Genomic DNA, 17,153 nt, shown 5'->3' with positions numbered 1-17,153 from the left:
ACACTAGATTTGAAAAGCCGCAAATCAGGCCCCGACCTTTCCGGCAAGAGCTGCTGTCGTGGATTTACCCGGTCGCAGGTAGCGACCGAATCCTGCATTGCGTAGCGAAAGCTCCACACAGCTCTTGATAACATGAGGCGAGTCCAGCAAAAGCACATCTTTCAGAAGCTTCACTGCCCATTCCCGACTGACACTGCGAATCACAGACTTCACTTTTGGTAAGCTGGCCGCATTCATCGACAGTGAGTCGTAACCCATGGCCATAAGCAGCAATGCTCCGCCAGGATCCCCCGCCAGCTCACCACAGATACCCACCGGCTTGCCCACCGCATGGGCATCCTGGGCTATCCGGACCAATGCCTGCAGCACCGCCGGATGAAATGAATGGTAGAGCTGTGCAACACGGGGATTATTGCGATCTACCGCGAGCAGGTACTGAGTCAGGTCATTGGAGCCTACCGATAGGAAATCTACACGGTCGGCCAGCTCGCGAATCTGGTAAACCGCGGCTGGGATCTCCACCATGACACCCACTTTGGGCATGCGTATGTCATAACCCTCTTCCCGTACCTCATGGTAAACCCGGTATATCAGGTGCAGGGACTCTTCCACTTCGGAGATATTGCTGACCATGGGCAGCATGATCTGAAGATTATTCAGGCCCTCACTTGCCTTGAGCATAGCACGTACCTGTACCAGAAAAATCTCCGGATGATCCAGCGTTACCCGGATGCCCCGCCAGCCCAGGAACGGATTTTCTTCTTCTATAGGGAAATAGGTCAGCGCTTTATCTCCACCTATATCCAGAGTCCGCATGGTCACCGGATTGGGTGCAAAAGCTTCCAGCTGTTCGCGATAATACTGACGCTGCTCCTGCTCCGAAGGGAAACGGTCCTTGATCATGAAAGGAACTTCAGTGCGGTATAGACCTATACCTTCTGCCCCATGGGACAGAGAACGCACCACATCGGTCATCAGCCCGGTATTAACCAACAACGGCACCCGATGCCCGTCCGTTGTTACACAAGGCTTGTCCCGAAGCGCTTCCAACCCACGGTCAAGCTCATCTTCCTCATCACAGATTTCCTGATAGAACGCACGCAGGTCCGCTGATGGAGAAGCAAAAATCTGCCCTTCAAAACCATCAACAATCAGCTCCTTTCCATCAAGCTGATTAACCGGAATATCAACCAACCCCATAACAGTGGGCACGCCCATTGCCCGGGCCAGTATCGCAACGTGGGAATTACTGGAGCCCTTTACCGAAACCAGTCCGACCAACTGACCCCGGGGAACCTCTCCAAGCATGGCAGGAGTCAGTTCCTCGCTGACCAGAACCGTACGTTCGGGATAATTCAGATCCTTTTGTTCGCCTTCCTGCAAATAGGAAAGCAGACGGCGGCCAAGGTCCCGAATATCAACGGCTCGTTCCTGCAGATAATGATCATCCATCATTTCAAAGTGACGAACGTAATGCTGGACTACCTGTTTGAGCGCACCCTGGGCCCAGAGGCCTTCGCGGATACGGTTGTTAACCTCTCCGGGCAAAGCCCCGTCGCTCAGCATGCGAAGGTAGACATCGAACAGTGCCAGCTCCTCAGGACGAAGCCGTGATGTCAGTCGTTTTGCAACCTGCTCGATGTCTTCATAGACTGCCTGAACAGCCGACCGGAAAAGCTCCAGCTCCTGCTCGATGTTCTCAGCCGGCTTATCAGGAACCACGTCCAGATCAGCTGCCGGATACACAACCACACCGTGACCTATAGCTACTCCAGGGGAACCAGGCACCCCGTTAAAGCTGACATCAAGGGCTTCTTCACCGGTAATCGAAAGGCCACTGATCGCGCCCGTCGCTTCACTGTGCGCAATAACACCAGCGAGCTGCGCAGAAACCGTGACCAGAAAAGCCTCCTCGCCTTCGTCGAAGCACCTGGAGCTCTCACGCTGCTGGACTACAAGAACACCAAGCACCCGGCGATGGTGAATAATGGGGACCCCAAGAAACGAGCGAAAGCGTTCTTCGCCAGTTTCGGGAAAATAACGATAACGGGGGTGGGACGGGGCATCTTCCAGATTGATCGGTTCCTCCCGTGAACCGACAAGACCGACCAGCCCTTCGGAATAGGCAAGGCTTACCTTGCCTATGGCCTTCAGATACAGACCTTCTGTCGCCATCAGAATATAGCGGTTGGAGGCCGGATCCAGCAGGTAAACGGAACAGACTTCGGTCCCCATGGCTTTCTGTACGCGCGAAACAATGATACCCAGTGCCTCATGAAGGTCCCGGGCACCGTTTACCTCTTGTACTAGACTTCGCAGAATACTCAGCATGGGGGTGTCAGTCCGTCATTTCGCCTGGTCCTTTAAACGCCGGTTATGCTCGCCCCTGTGCCACTGTTCCATGTTATAGAACAGGCGCGGCGCAAGTTCTCTCAGCGCACGTCGATACACTTCACGCTTGAAGGAAACCACCTGACCCAACGGATACCAGTAGCTTACCCACTGCCAACCGTCGAACTCCGGGGAATCCGTACCATCAACGCGTACTCGCGCATCCGGTGATAACATCCTCAGCAGGAACCATTTCTGTTTTTGGCCCACACAGACGGGGTGCGAGTGATGCCGTACCATCCTTTTGGGAAGGCGGTATCTCAGCCAGCCCCGGGTACAACTGATGATTTCGACATCATTGGCACCCAGGCCAATCTCCTCTCCAAGCTCCCGGTACAGTGCTTCTTCCGGCGATTCTTCACTATTGATACCGCCTTGGGGAAACTGCCAGGAGTCCTGCCCTATTCGTCTTGCCCAGAGAACCTCTCCCTGGTGGTTGGCCAGAATGATTCCGACGTTGGGTCTGAAACCGTCTGAATCGATCACGGCACAGTCCTCTTAATAAAGTCGGCTGACCGGTCAGATATTTACCGGTCGGATTTTTCCAAGTTGCGCTCATTCTTACAGAATCCCAAGGCTTCGGCAAACGCAGCTGCACAGCCGTACCCATGATAAGATGTTGTCCTTCCCGAAGTTCCGTGTCTCTGGAGGTAACCGCTTGACGCTCGCAATTTTTGATCTCGACAACACTCTGCTGGCTGGTGACAGTGATCACGCATGGGGTGAATTTCTTGTAGAAGAAGGCATCGTGGACGCCGAGACCTATCGCAAGGCGAACGATCGGTTCTATCAGGAGTACCTGAATGGCGAGATGGACATACTGAACTACCTTGAGTTTGCACTTCAGCCCCTGTCAACTCATGGCATGGATGAATTGCTCGAATGGCGCAACGTCTTCATGGACAAGAAAGTGCGCCCGATGATGCAACAAAAGGCAGATGAACTTTTGAAACGGCACAGGGAGCGTGGCCATACCCTGATGATCATCACGGCCACCAACCGCTTTGTGACCGAGCCCATCGCAGAGGCATTGGGCATTGAGCATCTGATTGCCACCGACCCCGAGATGATTGACGGCCGCTACACGGGAGCTGTTGCAGGTACGCCAAGCTTTCAGGAGGGCAAGGTCACACGGCTGGCCGACTGGCTGACGGCCAACGGTGAAAGCCTGGACGGCTCCTGGTTCTATAGTGATTCACACAATGACTTGCCACTACTGGAAAAGGTGAGCAATCCGATTGCGGTCGACCCGGATCCGAAGCTGGAAAAACACGCAAGAAAACAGGGGTGGCAGGTAATCAGCCTTCGCGGGTGATCCGCGCAAGGCAGGCGGCCCTGAAGCCAGGGACGCCTGCCTTTACATAAAGCCGGTCAACGAGCGAACAAAACAGGATTTGATGTAATCCGTTTCCGGAATCCCCGGAATAATCGGGTGATCCGGCGCCTGATGCCCCTGCTCAAGGAGCTGCACAAAACGATCAATCTTGCGACCGCTACCCCGGATGATATCAATCAGCTTTTCTTGTGACAGGTGCATGGAACATGATGCAGAAACAAGAATGCCATCCCGCTCCAGCAACCGTAACCCAAGCTGATTAAGGCGCGCATACGCCTGCTCACCGGCTTTCTGATCCCGGCGGCGGGGGATGAGCGCAGGCGGATCCAGCACAACGATATCGTACTTCTCTTTTTCGTCCGCCAGCGCTTTCAATGCCTCGAATGCATCACCCTCAATGGTTTCCACATTGTCCAGACTATTCAACCTGGCATTATGGTGTACCGAGTCAATTGCCCCAGAGGAGCTGTCCACACAGGTAACCTGAGTCGCGCCTGCGCATGCTGCCTGAATACCCCAGCCACCGACATAACTGAACACATCCAGCACCCGCTTGCCCGGCGCATAGGCCTGCAGACGCTGACGATTCATGCGGTGATCGTAAAACCAACCGGTTTTCTGGCCGCCCTCAAGAGGCACTTCGAAGCGAACACCATTTTCCTCCACTTCAAGCAAGGTCGCCTCCGGGCCATGAGCCTGCTCAACGTAGGTGTCCAACCCTTCAACCTTCCGCATCTTGCCGTCGTTCTTCAGGATAATGGCCGCAGGATGAGCCAACCGCTGAATCGCCCGAACAATCGACTCCTTCATCTGTTCCATACCAGCAGTGGAAATCTGCACCACCACAGTATCGCCAAACCGATCCACTACTAACCCTGAAAGCCCGTCACTGTCGCCGAATACCCAGCGATAAAAGGGTTTATCAAAAAGCCGCTCCCGCAACGCCAGTGCCGTTTCCATACGCTGAGTCAACCGGTTTGGCGTCATACCCTGTGCTGCATCACGGCTGATCAGGCGACCGCAGATGAGAGCGTGGGGATTCACGAAAACCACTCCGAGCGGCTTGTCGTTCGACGCCCTCAGCTCTGCCTGAGTACCGGCCTCAAACTGCGCCAGCGGTGAGCGCTGAATATCCACTTCATTACTGTAAACCCACAGATGGCCAGCCCGAAGCCTGCGCTCTGCGCCTTTGCGTAAGTATAAAACCGGGAAATTCATTGCGACCACCTAGGAAAGAAATTCAGGGCGGGGATTATACATGAAGGGAATGCCGGCGCACCTGAGCCGGGAGTATGGAACCGTCGGGCACAGCTTTCCAAAACTGTGCGGAGCCATGGATGGCGGAGCCCCAGCGCCACATGGATGTGCCGCAAGGAGCGTGTTTTGGAAAGCTGTGCTCGACAGCCCCTGATCGACTCACTCTGCGGCCGCTACATGCTCCGCATAAGCCACGGCATCCATCAGGCCATCAATCTCACCCTCATCAGCAAGTTTTACCTTGAACAGCCAGCCATCGTCGTATGGGGCCTCATTGACCTTTTCAGGTTCATCTTCCAGGCTCTCATTGACCTCAAGAACCTCTCCCGTTACCGGACTGAACACATCAGACGCCGACTTTACCGACTCAGCAACGCCGGCCTCCTCGCCACCGGTAACCATTTCCCCTACTTCGGGAACGCCGATATACACCACATCACCCAACTGCTCCTGGGCAAAGTCAGTGATGCCGATAGTCGCAGTGCCATCAGCGTGCACGCGCACCCACTGGTGCGTTTCAATGTACTTGAGATCTGAAGGGATTTCGCTCATGAGGGTAATTCCTGATAAATTTTTGCGCAGTTTAACCGAAGAGACTAGCGCCAGCGAACCTCTCGTGCCAGCTTCATAAACGAATCCATGTATTCTACCCCTACATCACGCTCACGGCAGCCCAGAAAGATCTGTTTGGAAACACCGTCCCTTCCCAGTTTTACGGGAACAAGAGCCAGCCGTTCACTGTATTCATTTACCAGCCACCGGGGTAATGCCGCCACTCCGCGACCGGCGGCCACCATTTGCAGCATGATATCCGTGGTCTCGATGGTTTTGTGCCGGGCCGGGCGCATATTTGCCGGAACCAGCAAGTGATTGAATACATCCAGCCGTTCGATTGCCACCGGGTAAGTAATCAGGGTTTCCCGCTCCAGATCCTCAGCTTCAACCCAGTGCTTGCCGGCCAGGCGATGATCCGCTGCAACCACCAGCACCTGCTCATAATCAAACACAGGCTCAAACACCAGGCCCGGCCGGTGCAGCGGATCAGGGGTTACCAGCATGTCGATATCATGCCCGAACAATGCACCAATACCACCAAACTGAAACTTCTGTTTCACATCCACATCCACTGACGGCCACAGCTCAAGATAGGGGCCGACGACTTTCAGCAGCCATTGATAGCATGGATGGCATTCCATTCCGATACGCAGGGTACCGGCCTGCCCTCTGGAAAACTGCTCAATCAGCATTTCAGCGTGCTCGAACTGGGGCAACAGGCGATTGGCCAGCGCCAGCAGGTGATTACCCGCCTGCGTGAGCCGAAGCTGGCGCCCCTCCCTCAACCAGAGTGGCGTTCCGAGTTGCTGCTCCAGTTTACGAACCGAATGGCTGAGCGCGGACTGAGTCAGGTGAAGCCGGCTGGCTGCTGCCGTTAGCGAACCTTCCGCCTCCACAGCCCGGAGAACTTCCAGGTGACTACGTTCAATCATCTGACAACCTATGAAATAAATTAATGGAACCCTGAAATAATACCATTATTTTTCATGTTTTCTGACAGCTAATCTGTTCGCTCTTTTCAACGATAAACAAGATACAGAATCAGGAGTATCGGATGACTACAACCCACAGCCTTGGCTACCCCCGCATAGGCCCCCGCAGGGAACTCAAATTTGCACTGGAATCCCTCTGGCATGGTAATTCCTGTGAAGACACACTGCACAAAACTGCCGCTGAGCTACGTGAGCGGAACTGGAAAGAACAGGCAAGCCTGACGTTCGCGCCTGTGGGCGACTTTTCACTGTACGATCAGGTTCTGGATATGAGCGCCACGCTCGGAAATCTGCCCGAGCGATCCCGTGCCCGTGAAGGCACTGCACTGGATCAGTACTTCCGTGTTGCCCGGGGCCGCTCCCCCAACGACAGCGCCTGCGGCAGCGTGCATGCAGGCGAAATGACCAAATGGTTTGACACCAACTACCATTATATTGTGCCGGAATTCAGTGCCGGCACGAGCTTCAGCCTCAATGCCGAGCGCCTGCTGGAGCAACTCGCCGAGGCTCATGCACTAGGTGTAAATACCAAACCCGTCATCATCGGCCCGGTCACCTACCTCTGGCTGGGCAAGGCCAGAGATGGATCAAATCCTCTGGACCTGCTGCCAACATTGCTCCCGGTTTACAACGAGCTGCTGGAAAAGCTCGCAGCCGCCGGAGCGGAGTGGGTGCAGATCGACGAACCCGCGCTGGTCACGGAGCTGAATGCTGACTGGCGTCATGCGTTTGTACTTGCTTACCACGAACTTAAAACGGCACCTGTTAAGCTGCTGCTGACAACCTACTTCGGTGAATTGCGGGAGAACCTTCAACTCGCCTGCGAGTTGCCGGTGGCAGGACTTCATCTCGACGCCGTCAGCGCCCCCGTGGAAGTTCCACGACTGGCCGACTGGCTGCCAGCCCACAAGATTCTGTCTCTGGGCGTTATCAACGGGCGCAACATATGGAAAACGGACCTGAACGCTGCGCTCGACTGGCTGGAGCCGATAGCGCAGAAACTCGGCGACCGCCTGTGGCTCGCGCCCTCCTGTTCACTCTTGCACGTTCCGGTTGACCTCGAAAGTGAGACCACTCTGGACCCTGAAGTCCGCAACTGGCTGGCGTTCGCACGGCAGAAACTACAGGAATTAAACACCTTGGCGACGGCACTGAACGAGGGCCGGGAAGCCGTTGCTCAAGAGCTGGCAGACAACCAGTGTGCAGTAGACAGCCGCAGCACATCTCCCCGGGTCCACAACCCGGCGGTTGCACAGGCCTTGTCATCCATAACCCCGGAACACGGTGAACGTAAGAGCCCCTTCAGCACCCGCTCCAGACTGCAGCACGAGAGGTTCCGGCTTCCCGACTACCCTACAACCACCATTGGCTCCTTCCCGCAAACCCCCGAAATACGCCAGGTTCGCAAAGAATACCGCCAGGGAAATCTGAGCCAGCAGAACTATGCCGCGCGGATTCATGAAGAAATTGCCTACTGCGTGGAACAACAGGAGGCACTTGGCCTGGACGTGCTGGTGCATGGCGAAGCAGAACGTAACGACATGGTGGAGTATTTTGGCGAGCAACTGGAAGGCTACGTATTCAGTCGCTTCGGCTGGGTACAGTCCTATGGCTCAAGGTGCGTAAAGCCACCTATTCTGTTTGGAGACATTACTCGACCGAGTGCTATGACTGTCGACTGGATCAGATACGCCCAGTCGCTGACAGACAAGCCGGTGAAAGGCATGCTGACCGGCCCCGTAACCATGTTGAACTGGTCTTTCGTACGGGATGATCAGCCACGCAGGGATACCTGCCTGCAGCTGGCGCTGGCCGTGCGTGAAGAAGTGAAAGACCTGGAAAAAGCCGGCGTAGGTATCATCCAGATTGATGAGGCCGCCCTGAGGGAAGGCTTGCCTCTGCGCAGGTCAGACTGGAACAGTTATCTGGAATGGGCCATTGAAGCTTTCCGTATAAGCGCTAATGGTGTGCAGGACGACACCCAGATACATACCCACATGTGTTATTCGGAGTTCAACGACATCATTGATGCCATCGCCCGCATGGATGCAGACGTGATTACCATCGAAACCTCTCGCTCTGCCATGGAACTGCTTGATGCGTTCAAAGGTTTCGAGTACCCCAATGATATTGGCCCCGGGGTTTACGACATTCACTCCCCAAACATTCCGGAAATGGAGCAGGTGACGACGTTGATGAACAAGGCAGCAGAGCGAATTCCGGCAGACCGCCTGTGGGTAAACCCCGATTGCGGACTGAAAACCCGACGCTGGGAGGAAGTTATTCCAGCACTCAAAGCCATGGTTTCTGCGGCCAGGGAATTACGGGCACAAAAAACCGAGGGCACTACTTCAGAACGGGAACTTGCTGCGGAGGCTCAATAACCGGAACTGTTCTGATCCAGTTCGAACTTGAAATCCATGGCCCGGCACACTTCAGTGGTGAAGTTGCCGGAAGCCTCAAGTTCAAACCAACGGTATCCCGGCGCCAGATCTTCTACAGAAAATTTGCGTGATCCAGAGGTGAACTGAATACAGGTGGAAGGAGTCGCCAGCAACTGCACACCATTTCGCTGCCTCTCATGGGTCTGGTGAATATGACCCCATAGCACCATTTTCACTTGCGGAAACCGATCAATCACCTGCCAGAAATCCTCACGATTCCTCAGCCCGATATCTCTCATCCACTCCGCACTGATATCAACCGGGTGATGATGCAACGCAACAAGCGTGGGCAAATCCGGATGCTGCTCCAGCATTTCTGCCAGAAATTCCAACTCTGACTCAGCAAGATTCCCGAATACTTCCCCCGGTACAGAAGAATTCAGAAGAATAAACTGCCAGCCGCCCTCAACAATGTGCCGGCGATCAGAACCATAGAAGGCTGCAACTTTGGCCAGACGCCCGGCATGGTCATGGTTCCCGGCAATCCAGGCCGACCCGGCAGTGAAAGCACCAAGACGATCACCGAACACATGATAGGCTTCTTCCGTAGCGTCCTGGGCAATATCTCCAGTGGCAAGAATCAGGTCGGGTTGACCATGGGACTTGAGCACTTCTGCAATAACAGCATCAAGACTGTCACGGGTATTTACACCCAGCAACGCTCCATCCGCACTGATCATCAGGTGCGGATCCGTTAACTGCAGAACCCGGAATGGCCGGGCTGTTACCTTTGAAGTCATGATGCTCTTGTTTTACCCGTTGCCATCACTTGTGAAACTTAAATTATATGATTCCAGACCAGTGTACGTTGTCAGCTTCCGGATCTATCTCTTTCCTTTGCAACCGACGTCACATTCTGGAGAGCTATCGGGAGAAATATTGCATCATTTAACAAATAGGCTCGTTTTTCCCACCGGCAGTCCAGGCTGCATGCTCTAGTGGCAAGTGACCAAATTTCAGACAATATTCAAGCCAGTCAGCAAGGAAACCGTTAACCTGCACTTTTTCGTCAGGATGGTGCATAAAACGATTGGGGTAGTCGTTGACCGGCGCAATCTGCCGGTCCCGGTAGCAGCTGATAACTTCCGCCATGACCGCATCGTGGTATACCCGAACGGTCATCTGCGGATTATTGAGCCAGCGGCCGCTGTTATGAATCTGCTCAAGCAGGAGGGTATCGGTAAACCGGGCGGTTTGCAGCACCTGGACCCGCACCCGGCCCAGGTACTCATTTTCCCGGCGCAGCTCAATTTCGCACACGGGCTGCCCATCAACCCGGAGCTGGCGCAATCTGCGAAGACGATGATAGTTACCCTCACACAGGGCGCCGAGTTGGCGCAAATCCGGAACATATCGTTTGGGTTTCATTGCCCAGTCACCCATCACTGACACCCTGCACGTAATCTGGCCCGGTTAAGCTGCAACCATTGAATGGCGATAATAGCCGCAGCATTATTGATACGGCCATCACCGACCATAGCGATAGCTTCATCTGCCGAAACCACGTGAACCCGGATGTCTTCGTGCTCATGCTCGAGGCCATATAGACCACCGGCTTCCTCGGTACTGACCTGGCCGTAATAAAGATAAATCATTTCGGTGGACCCGCCCGGAGAGACAAGATAATCACAGATCTTTTCAAGTTTTGTGAAGCTAAGCCCGGCTTCTTCCTGTCCTTCTCTCCTGGCAACGTCCTCACTGCTCTCGCCGCTTTCGTTCATTCCCGCGACGAGCTCCAGCAACCACGGAGACTGGTCGCGCCCCAGCGCGCCGAGCCGGAACTGTTCGAGCAGAACAACTTCGTCGCGTTCGGGATCGTAGGGCAAGACACAGGTTGCATCGCCGCGCAGGAAAAGCTCGCGGGTAAACACAGGCATATTTCTGCCATCAAAGCGCGGATGCGTCAGCCACAGCTTATCCATACGAAAGAAACCCCGGAAAACGGTTTCGCGCTTTTCGACTGTGACATCACTGGCTTTGAACTGAAACGGCTTGATCATCATTCATCCTGACCACAACTGGATTTCGAACGATAGCCGCTTGAAGTCATTTATTGCAAGCACGAGCTCGAACAATGTAGCAAACTACACGAATGCTGCTCGCAACTGTAGAGCTGAGAGCGATAATTGGCCATAATGACGGGTCTGTTTCGGCCGGCTCGACTTACTCATGCCACCAATGGTATCGCCTCCATGTCACCAGGAGCGATCCGGCATTCCTTTTCAGCGCCCCGGGTGGGCGCAGATGCGCACATGTATTCAGGAGTAATGATGAAGAAACGACTGCTTTCCGGACTGATTGGCCTCTTGACGGCACAGCCGGCCCTTTCCCTGAACCTGGTAGAGACCTACGAGAAAGCACTCTCTTATGACTCTGGCATTGCTGCGGCCCGCGCGAGCTATGAGGCCCAGCAAGCAGCCAGCGACGTCAGCCAGAGCTACCTGCTACCTCAGATCAGCGCCTATGGTGAAGGAAACATGGTTGACCTCGACGGCGGCCCTACTGCAGATTACAGCTACCGCGAACTGACCTACGGCATTCAGCTGACCCAACCCGTATTCCGCGCTGGCAACTGGTTCCGCTATGACGCCAGCCAGTTTCAGACGGAATCAGCCCGAGCCGACTATAACCTCGCGCAACAGCAGCTCATTCTGGATGTAGCAACCGCTTACTTCGACGTGCTCCGGGCCCAGGATACTGTCACCACAGCCCGTGCCACCGAAGCCGCCATCCAGCGCCAATACGAACAGGCACAAGAACGCTTTGATGTGGGCCTGATCGCCATCACCGAAGTGTACGAAGCGCGAGCCAGTTACGACGACAGCAAAAGCCAGCGCATTGCAGCGGAGAACCAGCTGAACATTGCCCGGGAACAACTGGCAAGGCTGACTGGTGAGTACCCGGAGGAACTTGAAAACCTACGCCAGAATTTCCCTCTCAGTCACCCGGAACCAATGGATCCTGCCGCCTGGGAAGCCACCGCTCTGGAGCAGAACTGGTCAATTCAGTCTACCCTACACCTGCTTGATGCCAGCGAATCCCTCCTGAAAGAAGCCAAAGCCGGGCATTATCCGACTCTGGATCTGAGTGCTTCCTATAGTGATACCAGCATTGCTAACGGTACCACCAGTCAGTTCGACGGCACTCAGGGCAGCGTCGGCCTGACCCTGAGTGTCCCGATATATGCCGGTGGCGGCATCCAGGCCGGTGTTCGCCAGCAGCGGTCACAGGTAACCGTCGCAGAGCAGTCCCTGAACACCGTTCGTCGCGACGTTCGGGTTAACACCCGTAGCCTGTACCTGACCATTAACAACAACATTGAAACCGCATCGGCTCTGGAGCGCACCATTATTTCCCGCCGTAGTGCTCTGGATGCCACCCGTGCGGGCTACGATGTCGGCACCCGGAATATCGTTGAGGTGCTGGATGCGGAACGGGCCTACTATGTAGCACTGCGCGATTACGCCAACGCCCGTTATGACTATGTGAACAACTCGCTTCAGCTGAAGCAGGCTGCGGGCACGCTCAGCCCGAGAGATCTGATTGAACTGAACAACTGGCTGAGCGCCACCGCCCCCGGCATAGAAGCTCTGGCCAATGACCAGGAGACCCTGGAAGATCCCAGTCGCTGATTTATACCGGCAGAGTGGCGAAAACCGGGTGAGGAGTGAACTTCCTCACCCGGAGCCAGCTCTTAACCATTAAAGAGCTGACCGCCTCAGATCCTCTCGATAATCCCGTCAACCACCCTGTCCAGCGCTCCCCTGTTCTTGCTGACTACAGACAGTGCACGCTGACCGCTGGCCTCGCGTTCATCCGCATCATTAAACAGAACCAGCAGGCGACGATATAATTCATCAGCACCTTCGACCATTGTCACCCCGCGATCGTCGAGAAGCCGCTGATAAATGGTTTCAAAGTTGAATACATGGGGCCCGGAGATAACGGAGATTCCCCAGCCTGCAGGCTCCAGCGGATTGTGCCCTCCCCGCTCAATCAGCGAACCACCCACAAATGCCACGTCGCCGGCGCCATAAAGCATCATCAGTTCACCCATGGTATCCCCAAGATAAACCTCCGCACCTGAGGGATCCTCATCAAGGGATCTTCGTGCCAGAGAAAATTTCAGCTTGGTCACTTTGCCTGCAACTGGTTCAAAACGCTCCGGGTGACGAGGTACCAGAATCAACAAAGCATCCGGATGATCATTAAGAAGCTGCCGGTGGGCAGCCAATATCTGTGCATCCTCACCTTCATGGGTACTGCCGGCAACCCAGACCGGACGTGAGGCAAAAGATACTTTGAGTTTTTGCGAAGCCTCCCGGACAGTTTCAGGAATATCCACATCAAATTTCACGCTTCCCGTAACCGCCACCTTCGAGGCGGCAACACCAATCCTGCGAAACCGCTCCGCGTCCTTGTCAGCCTGCGCTGCCACCCAACTGATACTGCGCATGATCGGAGCAACGAGACCTTTAACCCGTTCATAACCCCGGGCAGAGCGCTCTGAAAGCCTGGCATTGATAAGAAATACGGGTACACGCCGGGAGCGGCTCTGGCGTATCATGTTCGGCCATATTTCGGTTTCCATGATAACCAGAATTTTAGGATTAGCCCTATTCAGAAAACGACGGATCGAACCGGGAGTGTCGTAGGGTGCGTATGCATACTGCACCTGATCACCGAACATTTTCATGGCCTGTGTAAGGCCTGTATCTGTCATGGCAGTCATCAGAATAGTAATTCCGGGGCTGCGGGCAAGCAGGCGCCTCACCATTGGTGCAGCAGCAATGGTCTCGCCAACCGACACCGCATGCACCCAAACCACTGTGCCACTGATTCTGGGAATAAACCCAAGACGCTGCTGCCAGTTCCGTCGCAGCTCCGGGGCCTGACGGCCTTGCCACCACAAACGCAACAGAATAAATGGCAGAAGCAACCGTATAAGCTGTGAATAGATAAATTGAAGCACGCAGGACTCCCGGCAAACCAGTGCGCTATCATATCTTAAACCCTGTTGATTTGCTTCTGACTGACCCTGCCGGGCACCATAGCCAGACAAGTCATTCATTAACCTCCCGGGATCTGCTTTCAGTGAAAAAGAAATACCGCCGGCAGCCACGCAATACCGATTACTCTGCTTATCGCCATCCGCGCTGGTGGCCAACCTGGGCCGGGATTGCAGTTATGTGGTGCGTGGCTCAACTCCCTATCCGGTTTCAATGGTGGCTCGGCAAGCTGGCAGGCATGCTGGCCTGGCGCTTTGCCCCCAGGCGCCGCCATATCGCCGAAGTGAACATCCGCTTGTGCTTCCCGGAGCTTACCCGTGCGCAGCAGGATGCTCTGGTTCGCAAGACTTTTATCGCAAATGGCATAGGCCTGGTTGAGCTCGGAATTGCATGGTTCCGGAATCCTGCGGAATTCACAGGCATTACGGAAGTTCATGGCAAGGAGCATCTTGATAAGGCTCTTGCGGAAGGCAGTGGTGTCCTGTTGCTGGGAGGCCACTACAGCACACTGGATCTCGGCGGCAGCCTGGTTACCGAGTACATTGACGCAGATGTAATGCAGCGAGACCACAACAATCCACTGATGAATGCCGTCATGACCCGCGCACGGGAGCGCCGGTATGGAACCGTCCTGGGGGCAAGGGACCTTCGCGGCCTGTTCCGAAGCCTGCGGAACAACCGCACTGTCTGGTATGCGACTGATCAGGACTATGGACGTAAGGACATTGTATTTGCGCCATTCTTTGGCGTTCCGGCAGGTACAATCACCGCTGCATCACGAATTGCAGCACGGAGCCATTGCAAGGTTGTGCCTTTCAGCCACTTCCGGCGAGAAGACAAACCCGGTTACGATATCTATTTTCATCCCCCGCTGGAATCATTCCCCAGTGGTGATGATCTTCAGGACGCAACTGTGATCAACGAGACTATTGAACGGGAGATACGGCGCGCCCCAGACCAGTACCTCTGGATGCACCGGCGCTTTAAAACGCGACCGGACAAGGACGACCCGGGCTTTTATGGCGACAAATAAAGCATCAGCAGCACCCGTAATCTGGCTGCTCACAGACAATAAACCCGGGCACCGGAATCAGTTAAGAGGCCTGGGCAACCGGCTGCGGGTCAAAGCCGGTGCCAGCCTGTTCTGGGTCAATGCTGACGACATTAGCGTGCCCTTGTGGCGCGCTTTACTGGCCATACCGCCCCCACTGGATGAAACACTTCCCCACCCGGATCTGATCATCGCTGCCGGTACCGGCACTCACCGGCTGTTGCTAGCGTTAAGACGACTGAAGAAGGCAAAATCACTGGTCATTATGAAACCAGGGTTCCCGCGCATCTGGGTCGACGGCGCAATTATTCCAGCCCATGACGGGGTAGCCCAGAACCCGGATACTCTTGTTACAGAAGGCGTCATCAACACGGTCACCCCCCTGGCCAGAATCACTGACAAACCCGAGGCCCTGTTGTTACTGGGCGGGCCCTCGCCGCATTTTGACTGGGACGATGACGTTGTTTTCGGACAGATCACTCACCTGATTGGCGAATACCCCCAGTGGCGCTGGACAATCAGTGGCTCAAGACGAACACCGGAAGCTCTCAGAGCAAGACTGAATGAACTTGCAGGTCTCCGGATCACCGTGGCAGACCCCGACAGAACCCATGAAGACTGGCTCAGCCATCGCGTTGCTGCATCCAGGGCCATCTGGGTAACACCGGACAGCATGTCTATGGTGTGTGAAGCCGCAACATCCGGTGTGCCCACTGGACTATTCCAGCTACCTGAACGGTCAGGCAGCCGGGTTGCAAGCGGCGTCCAACGCCTGGTCGAAGCCGGCTATGTGGCGCGCTGGAGTGATCATGCTACGGTAATGGGCGGAAAACTCGGCCAGGAGAAGGCTCTATGGGAGGCGGACCGGGCGGCGCAATGGGTAATCCAGCGCTGGTTCTCTCCGGATGCAGGTAAAAAACGAAAAGAACAAAAGAGGAAGACTACTTGAGAATTCTTCAGGCACTGCCGGCCCTATACAGTGGCGGAGTGGAAAGAGGAACCGTGGAATTTGCATCTGATCTGGTACGACACGGCCATGAATCGTTTGTGGTGTCCAACGGTGGCCCGCTGGCAAAGCGCCTGCAAGAACAGGGCTCGACTCATATCCAGATGCCAATTCACCGTAAATCGCCCGCATCGTTCGGTCAGATCCTGCCTATGCGAAAGCTGATCCGGGATCTGCAGCCAGACATTATTCACGTACGCTCTCGCATGCCTGCATGGATTGTACGCCTCGCATGGAAAGGCTTACCCATGCATCAACGCCCTGCGATAGTTTCAACCTTTCACGGTATGTATTCCGTTAACCCATACAGCGCCATCATGGCGAAATCAGATCACGTGATTGCGGTTTCAAACTGTGTTCGTGACTATGTACTGCGTAATTTTCAGGTTCCGGAACAAAACCTGACGGTGATACAGCGCGGCGTAGATGTAGATTATTTTCAGCACCGGGCACTGAGCACAGTTTGGCAGCAGGCACTGGTTACACAGTTCCCGGAGCTTGAGAACAAGCATATCCTGATGATGCCCGGGCGCATTTCCCGATGGAAAGGCCAACTTCAGTTTCTTGAGGCGATGGCAGAAATTACCCGCGAAAAACCCGACTGCCACGGCATCATTGTCGGCGGTGCAGAACCGGGCAAAGAGCATTTTATGGAAGAGCTTGAACAGCACCGGGCCAGGCTTGGGCTTGCCCACAAAGTTACCTTCCTCGGGCAGCGGGATGACATGGCAGAGCTCTACTTGTTTTCTGACCTTGTCTGCCACATGTCGACAAAACCGGAGCCCTTTGGCCGCACAGTTACCGAAGCCCTGTCATCCGGTACGCCCGTCGTTGCATTTAACCGTGGAGGGGCAGCAGAAACACTTCAGGCCTGTTTCCGGGACGGCCTTGTAACGCCGGATGACACCCATGAATTCGCCCAGGTTGCGCTCAGACTGCTGAATGCAGAAACATCGAATATCGAGATCCCGTTCCGGTTTCGCCTTCAGGCGCAAACAGAATCGACGCTGGAGGTCTACCGGAAAGTGCTGGGAAAGCCCCAGCTGACGCATCCTAAGCCCTCGACTATGCCTTAATGACCACTCCGCGCAGACTCACCATCGTTCTGATCA

Annotated in this window: 15 protein-coding genes; 6 read left to right on the top strand and 9 right to left on the bottom strand. The window is 55.0% G+C overall.

Annotated elements, in window-relative coordinates:
* Positions 1-24: 24 nt before the first annotated feature.
* Together ptsP and DS878_RS14920 are read right to left on the bottom strand one after the other, a co-directional pair.
* A complete protein-coding gene (ptsP, locus tag DS878_RS14925; protein ID WP_113816796.1) occupies positions 25-2,331 on the bottom strand; it encodes a phosphoenolpyruvate--protein phosphotransferase in 2,307 nt (768 codons plus the stop codon).
* Positions 2,332-2,346: 15 nt separating this feature from the next.
* Positions 2,347-2,877 (bottom strand): RNA pyrophosphohydrolase, encoded by a 531-nt coding sequence (locus tag DS878_RS14920; RefSeq protein ID WP_113816795.1) that lies wholly within the window; start codon positions 2,875-2,877, stop codon positions 2,347-2,349.
* A gap of 172 nt (positions 2,878-3,049) precedes the next feature.
* On the opposite strand from DS878_RS14920, the gene DS878_RS14915 reads away from it, so the two are divergent.
* A complete protein-coding gene (locus DS878_RS14915) occupies positions 3,050-3,706 on the top strand; it encodes an HAD family hydrolase (RefSeq protein ID WP_113816794.1) in 657 nt (218 codons plus the stop codon).
* Between the two features lie 42 nt (positions 3,707-3,748).
* On the opposite strand, the gene DS878_RS14910 is transcribed toward DS878_RS14915, so the two are convergent.
* The 3 genes from DS878_RS14910 to DS878_RS14900 all read right to left on the bottom strand — a co-directional run bounded on the left by DS878_RS14910 (position 3,749) and on the right by DS878_RS14900 (position 6,471).
* On the bottom strand, positions 3,749-4,945 hold the full coding sequence (locus tag DS878_RS14910) for a class I SAM-dependent rRNA methyltransferase (protein ID WP_113816793.1): 1,197 nt from the start codon (positions 4,943-4,945) through the stop codon (positions 3,749-3,751).
* A 198-nt stretch (positions 4,946-5,143) separates the two neighbouring features.
* Positions 5,144-5,536, bottom strand: a complete 393-nt coding sequence (gene gcvH / locus DS878_RS14905) for a glycine cleavage system protein GcvH (RefSeq protein ID WP_113816792.1) — start codon at positions 5,534-5,536, stop codon at positions 5,144-5,146.
* Between the two features lie 44 nt (positions 5,537-5,580).
* The gene (locus DS878_RS14900; protein WP_113816791.1) at positions 5,581-6,471 is read right to left on the bottom strand and encodes a LysR family transcriptional regulator; all 891 of its coding nucleotides are present in this window, start codon (positions 6,469-6,471) and stop codon (positions 5,581-5,583) included.
* Positions 6,472-6,593: 122 nt separating this feature from the next.
* On the opposite strand from DS878_RS14900, the gene metE reads away from it, so the two are divergent.
* Positions 6,594-8,915: a 5-methyltetrahydropteroyltriglutamate--homocysteine S-methyltransferase gene (gene metE, locus DS878_RS14895; RefSeq protein WP_113816790.1), complete on the top strand. Its 2,322-nt coding sequence runs from the start codon at positions 6,594-6,596 to the stop codon at positions 8,913-8,915.
* Here the strand turns inward: metE and cpdA are convergent.
* The 3 genes from cpdA to DS878_RS14880 form a co-directional block, all read right to left on the bottom strand.
* Complete coding sequence (cpdA, locus tag DS878_RS14890) at positions 8,909-9,715, bottom strand: 3',5'-cyclic-AMP phosphodiesterase (RefSeq protein ID WP_113816789.1); 807 nt, start codon at positions 9,713-9,715, stop codon at positions 8,909-8,911. The two genes, metE and cpdA, sit on opposite strands and share 7 nt — an antisense overlap.
* A gap of 148 nt (positions 9,716-9,863) precedes the next feature.
* Entirely contained in the window at positions 9,864-10,358 is a 495-nt protein-coding gene (locus DS878_RS14885; protein ID WP_113816788.1) for a DUF1249 domain-containing protein, read from the bottom strand.
* Positions 10,358-10,975 carry an NUDIX domain-containing protein gene (locus tag DS878_RS14880; protein ID WP_113816787.1) on the bottom strand — a complete coding sequence of 206 codons (618 nt, stop codon included), beginning with the start codon at positions 10,973-10,975 and terminating at the stop codon, positions 10,358-10,360. Before DS878_RS14880 ends, DS878_RS14885 begins: the two co-directional genes overlap by 1 nt.
* 270 nt (positions 10,976-11,245) lie before the next feature.
* On the opposite strand from DS878_RS14880, the gene DS878_RS14875 reads away from it, so the two are divergent.
* Positions 11,246-12,607 (top strand): TolC family outer membrane protein, encoded by a 1,362-nt coding sequence (locus DS878_RS14875; protein WP_113816786.1) that lies wholly within the window; start codon positions 11,246-11,248, stop codon positions 12,605-12,607.
* An 86-nt stretch (positions 12,608-12,693) separates the two neighbouring features.
* Here the strand turns inward: DS878_RS14875 and waaA are convergent, their stop codons facing one another.
* Complete coding sequence (gene waaA / locus DS878_RS14870; protein WP_113816859.1) at positions 12,694-13,947, bottom strand: lipid IV(A) 3-deoxy-D-manno-octulosonic acid transferase; 1,254 nt, start codon at positions 13,945-13,947, stop codon at positions 12,694-12,696.
* 122 nt (positions 13,948-14,069) lie between these two features.
* On the opposite strand from waaA, the gene lpxL reads away from it, so the two are divergent.
* From lpxL to DS878_RS14855, 3 genes are read left to right on the top strand one after another with little or no spacing between them, the layout of a single operon-like run.
* The gene (lpxL, locus tag DS878_RS14865; RefSeq protein WP_113816785.1) at positions 14,070-15,017 is read left to right on the top strand and encodes an LpxL/LpxP family Kdo(2)-lipid IV(A) lauroyl/palmitoleoyl acyltransferase; all 948 of its coding nucleotides are present in this window, start codon (positions 14,070-14,072) and stop codon (positions 15,015-15,017) included.
* Positions 15,004-15,984, top strand: coding sequence for a mitochondrial fission ELM1 family protein (locus DS878_RS14860; protein WP_113816784.1), 981 nt, complete (start codon positions 15,004-15,006; stop codon positions 15,982-15,984). The genes lpxL and DS878_RS14860 overlap by 14 nt, the downstream gene beginning before the upstream one ends.
* A complete protein-coding gene (locus tag DS878_RS14855) occupies positions 15,981-17,117 on the top strand; it encodes a glycosyltransferase family 4 protein (protein ID WP_113816783.1) in 1,137 nt (378 codons plus the stop codon). Before DS878_RS14860 ends, DS878_RS14855 begins: the two co-directional genes overlap by 4 nt.
* The last annotated feature ends 36 nt before the right edge of the window (positions 17,118-17,153 follow it).

Origin of the sequence: Marinobacter sp. F3R11, from assembly GCF_003318275.1 — a bacterium.
Classification (GTDB): Bacteria; Pseudomonadota; Gammaproteobacteria; order Pseudomonadales; family Oleiphilaceae; genus Marinobacter.
This window is presented reverse-complemented; position numbering and strand designations above follow the sequence as displayed.

What these genes read in the sequence shown, in the direction of transcription:
- cpdA (WP_113816789.1), bottom strand. Translation starts at nt 9,715, where the DNA reads ATGACTTCAAAGGTAACAGCCCGGCCATTCCGGGTTCTGCAGTTAACG.
- DS878_RS14910 (WP_113816793.1), bottom strand. Translation starts at nt 4,945, where the DNA reads ATGAATTTCCCGGTTTTATACTTACGCAAAGGCGCAGAGCGCAGGCTT.
- ptsP (WP_113816796.1), bottom strand. Translation starts at nt 2,331, where the DNA reads ATGCTGAGTATTCTGCGAAGTCTAGTACAAGAGGTAAACGGTGCCCGG.
- metE (WP_113816790.1), top strand. Translation starts at nt 6,594, where the DNA reads ATGACTACAACCCACAGCCTTGGCTACCCCCGCATAGGCCCCCGCAGG.
- DS878_RS14880 (WP_113816787.1), bottom strand. Translation starts at nt 10,975, where the DNA reads ATGATCAAGCCGTTTCAGTTCAAAGCCAGTGATGTCACAGTCGAAAAG.
- gcvH (WP_113816792.1), bottom strand. Translation starts at nt 5,536, where the DNA reads ATGAGCGAAATCCCTTCAGATCTCAAGTACATTGAAACGCACCAGTGG.
- DS878_RS14900 (WP_113816791.1), bottom strand. Translation starts at nt 6,471, where the DNA reads ATGATTGAACGTAGTCACCTGGAAGTTCTCCGGGCTGTGGAGGCGGAA.
- DS878_RS14860 (WP_113816784.1), top strand. Translation starts at nt 15,004, where the DNA reads ATGGCGACAAATAAAGCATCAGCAGCACCCGTAATCTGGCTGCTCACA.
- DS878_RS14885 (WP_113816788.1), bottom strand. Translation starts at nt 10,358, where the DNA reads ATGGGTGACTGGGCAATGAAACCCAAACGATATGTTCCGGATTTGCGC.
- DS878_RS14875 (WP_113816786.1), top strand. Translation starts at nt 11,246, where the DNA reads ATGAAGAAACGACTGCTTTCCGGACTGATTGGCCTCTTGACGGCACAG.